Origin of the sequence: Streptomyces aureus (assembly GCF_001418135.1) — a bacterium.
Classification (GTDB): domain Bacteria; phylum Actinomycetota; class Actinomycetes; order Streptomycetales; family Streptomycetaceae; genus Streptomyces; species Streptomyces aureus_A.
Window position 1 is genome coordinate 1 of the sequence record NZ_LIPQ01000228.1, and the last position, 3,607, is coordinate 3,607.

Genomic DNA, 3,607 nt, shown 5'->3' on the forward strand with positions numbered 1-3,607 from the left:
GTGTGACCCCGTGATCGAGCGCGTAACGAAGATTCTAGCGAACAGCGGCGCCGAACTGTCCCAGGAGGAACTCCTCGACGCCCTGTGGCTCGCCGGGAAGCTCCCGCGGGCGGCCGACGAACCGCTGGCCCGCGGGAGCTTCCCGGCGAGCCACAGGGCGTCGAGGAGTTCCTCCTGGGACAGTTCGGCGCCGCTGTCCGCCAGAATCTTCGTCACGCGCTCGATCACGGGGTCACACGGCTTCGCCGAGCTGGTGCAGGACGGCCTTGAGGAGGGAGCCGGCGTCGAGGTCGACGCCGCCCTTGCGGAGGAAGACGGCGTTGAGCAGCTGGTCGGTGGCGAGTTCGCCGGTGGCGCGGCGGCCGAGGAACTCGCGCAGCAGGTCGTCCGCGTCGTCCAGGGCGGCGGGGCCGAGGTGGGCGGCGACGATCTCGCGCAGGCGCCGCTCGTCGGGCTCGGGCAGGTCGAGGCGGACGCAGCGGCGGAGGAAGGCGGGCGGGAAGTCCCGTTCGCCGTTGCTGGTGATGATCACGACCGGGAACTCGCAGCAGCGCACCCAGCCGCGCGTGATGGGGGCGGGGGCGTCCGGTTCGTCGGTCTGGACGAGGACCGGGGCGTGGTCCTCGGGGAGGCGGGTGAGTTCGGGGATGGTGAACTCGCCCTCCTCAAAGATGGTCAGCAGGTCGTTGGGCAGGTCGATGTCACCCTTGTCCAGTTCGTCGACGAGCAGCACCCGGGGGCGGTCCCGGGGGACGAGCGCGTTGCCGAGCGGGCCGAGCCTGATGTATTGACCGATGTCGGGTTCCGTGCCGTCCGCGTCACGGTGGAGGGTGGCCTCGCGCAGCCGGCCGACGGCGTCGTACTGGTAGAGGGCGTCCTGCAGGGTCGAGCGGCTGTTCACGGGCCACTGGAGGACGGCGCCGAGTGCGAGTTCGTGGGCGACGGCGTGGGCCAGCGAGGACTTGCCGGTGCCGGGCTGGCCGGTGACGAGGAGGGGGCGGCGGAGGTGGAGCGCCGCGTTCACGACGTCGGCCTCGTCTGGGCCGATGAGGTACGGCCTCGGGCGCGGGGCCACGACTGCGTTCGGCGACTCCGGCCGGTCGAACCGGCGCCACGGCGGTGCGGAGGGGAACGGGACCTCGCGGCGTTCGCCGTCCCCCTGGAAGAGCCGCCAGTCGTCGGGCCCGTCGGCGGAGGGCAGGCGTCGGGGGTCAGGGCCGGCCAGGGGCTCCGAGGTCGTCATGACGCGTGCGTTCCTCTCCAGGGGTCTCTCAGGTGCAGCGGTTCGGGCGCGGGGTGGCGTCCGTCGGGCTCCCAGACGAGCGAGGGGCGGGCCCGCCGCTCCTCGGGGTGGGCGGCGGAGTGGCTCCGGAACTCCCGGACCCGCTCGGGGAGGGCGTCGAGCCCGCCGTCCGGTGCGAGACCGCCGAGCCTGTCGGCGTCCTCGTAGCCGTCGGCGTCGCGGTCCCAAAGCACGACGGGGACGCCCAGGGCGAGACAGATCATGAGCGAGGACTTCCGCTGGTCGGCGGGGCCGTGCAGGACGACCCGCGCGGTGTCGCGGTGTTCGGTCCCCAGCAGCATCCGCAGGTGTCCCCCGTGACCGTGGGTGCGGCTGGTGGTGAGCGTCGACGAGCGGCCCAGCTTCCAGCGGCGTTTCTGGTCGAGCTCGCGAACGGTTCTGTCGGCGACGAGGTCGGGGCAGCTGAGGGAGACGTGGTACTCGGTGCCGATGGGCCAGGCGGCCAGGATGTCGTCCGGTCCTTCGGGCCTCCACTCGTCGACGGCCAGGTCGAGTCCCGAGCGGTCGACCACGACGGTCACCCAGGGCACGTGGTCGCCCTGACCGGGCTCCTGGCGGGCGGTGGCGACCGCCTCGCCGAGGGCGCGCGCCGCCTCCCCCGGGGTCTTCGAGACCGTCTCCGACTCCTTGAGGACTCTGTACGAGCCGTCCTCACGGGCGAGCAGGATCCGGCACCGGTAGCGTTCCTCCGCGGTCGCGGTGTCGCGTTCCACTTCCATCACCACCCGCGTCACCGGCGAACTCCGGCGCTTGGCCCAGCGGTTGGCGTCGTCGCGCCGCTCGCCCAGGGCTCCGGCGTGGACGCCGAGCCGGTCCGCGATCGCGCTCGACCACGCACGCAGCTCGTCGCCGAGCGGGTGCGCCGCGGAGGCGGCCACGTACTCGACGAGCCGCAGCAGCGCCGGGACCGGCGGGGTGCCCTCGGGGACGCTCTCGCTGTCGGACAGCTCCTCCAGCCCGTGAATCGCGGCACGCAGGTCGTCCTCGCCGAGGTGCGGACGGGTGAGGCTCTCGGGCAGGACGGCGTACGGCAGCGCCTCGGGGGCCGCCCGGGGCAGGAGCCTCGGCTGCTCCTCGTGGACCCGGCACAGCAGGTCGAGCAGGGACCCGTACTCGTCGGTGGAGAGCAGGGAGCCGGGGGCGAGGACGCGGGCCCTCGCGAAGAGCTGCGTCCACGCGGTCCTGACCGGCCCCGTCGCGCTCCTCGCCGGGGCCGCGCCGAGCGACGCGAGGGCGCGGGGGTGGGCCTTCAGGAGGGCCACGAGGTCGGCGGTGGTGGGCTCGTAGCCGTCGGTCTCGTACTCCAGCTCCCGTGCCAGATCCCGGGCGTGGCCGATGCGGGAGGCGCGGTCCGGGAACAACGTGTCGAGCATCCCGGCGAGTTCGCGCTCGGCGGGGGTGCGCTCGGCGGCGGGTGGCGCGCTCGGCAGGGGTGCCCCGACCGTGCCCAGTTCGGGGGGTGTGCCGGCGTGCTCGACGAGGTGGGACACGAAGTCGTCGTCCTGCGCGAAGGTGCGCGCCGGCAGGGCGATCAGGCGGCGGGCTCCGTAGGAGTGCACCTCCTGGGTCACGACGCCGACGAGGCGGTCGCCGCAGAAAATGGCGGCACCGGAGGCGCCGCCCCAGGCGTTCTTCTCGTCGGCACGGGGTACGGGCGAGGGGCCCTGGTCCAGGACGAAGCGGTCCGCGGCGCCGGAGAGGGGCGGCAGTTCCCCGCGCAGGTTCTCGGGGTCGCGGGTGTCGCCCTTGGCCGACAGGGGGTAGCCGAGCCCCCGGTAGGACAGCGGGGCGGTACCGACGGGGCGGCCCCAGCGGACGGTTCCGGACAGGTCGACGTCCCGGTCGATGCGGAGCAGGGCGACGTCCCGTCCGTCCGGGTGCTGCCAGAGCAGTTCCGCCGACGCGGCGGTCGTCTCTCCGTAGCCGTGATGGCCGATGCGCACGCGGAACGCCGGCCACGGCAGTCCGGTGGCGCGGTCCTCCAGCACATGACGTGCGGTCAGGACCAGCCGGGGGGTGATCAGATAGCCGGAGCCCACGCGGTGGGGCCGATCGTCGGTTCCGCTGCGGATCAGCGCCAGTCTGCGCGGATCCACGTCACTCCTCGTCCCACGACCCGGTCTCGTCGTCGCCGATCTCGGGACCGGCTCCGCCGGTGGCGCGGTCCTTGACGGAGAGCCTGAGCGTCAGCTTGTGGGTGCGGACCGTGGCGTGCTCGCCGCTCGCGCCGGCGGTGACCACGCCGAAAGAGAGTTTGCCGTCCCCCTTCACGGACTTGCGCAGTTCGAGCTGGAGCTCCAGCTC

4 protein-coding genes are annotated in these 3,607 nt (G+C 73.5%); all 4 read right to left on the reverse strand.

Features of this window, described 5'->3' with window-relative positions:
• Nucleotides 1-216: hypothetical protein (locus AOK00_RS39710; RefSeq protein ID WP_216822255.1), on the reverse strand; the 216-nt coding region annotated here is incomplete at its 3' end.
• 16 nt (nucleotides 217-232) lie between these two features.
• Nucleotides 233-1,243 carry an AAA family ATPase gene (locus AOK00_RS19650; protein ID WP_079042087.1) on the reverse strand — a complete coding sequence of 337 codons (1,011 nt, stop codon included), beginning with the start codon at nucleotides 1,241-1,243 and terminating at the stop codon, nucleotides 233-235.
• Nucleotides 1,240-3,399, reverse strand: coding sequence for a trypsin-like serine protease (locus AOK00_RS19655; RefSeq protein WP_055601612.1), 2,160 nt, complete (start codon nucleotides 3,397-3,399; stop codon nucleotides 1,240-1,242). The genes AOK00_RS19650 and AOK00_RS19655 overlap by 4 nt, the downstream gene beginning before the upstream one ends.
• Nucleotide 3,400: 1 nt before the next feature.
• Nucleotides 3,401-3,607 (reverse strand): trypco2 family protein (locus AOK00_RS19660; protein ID WP_055601613.1); only part of this gene is annotated, 207 nt, incomplete at its 5' end.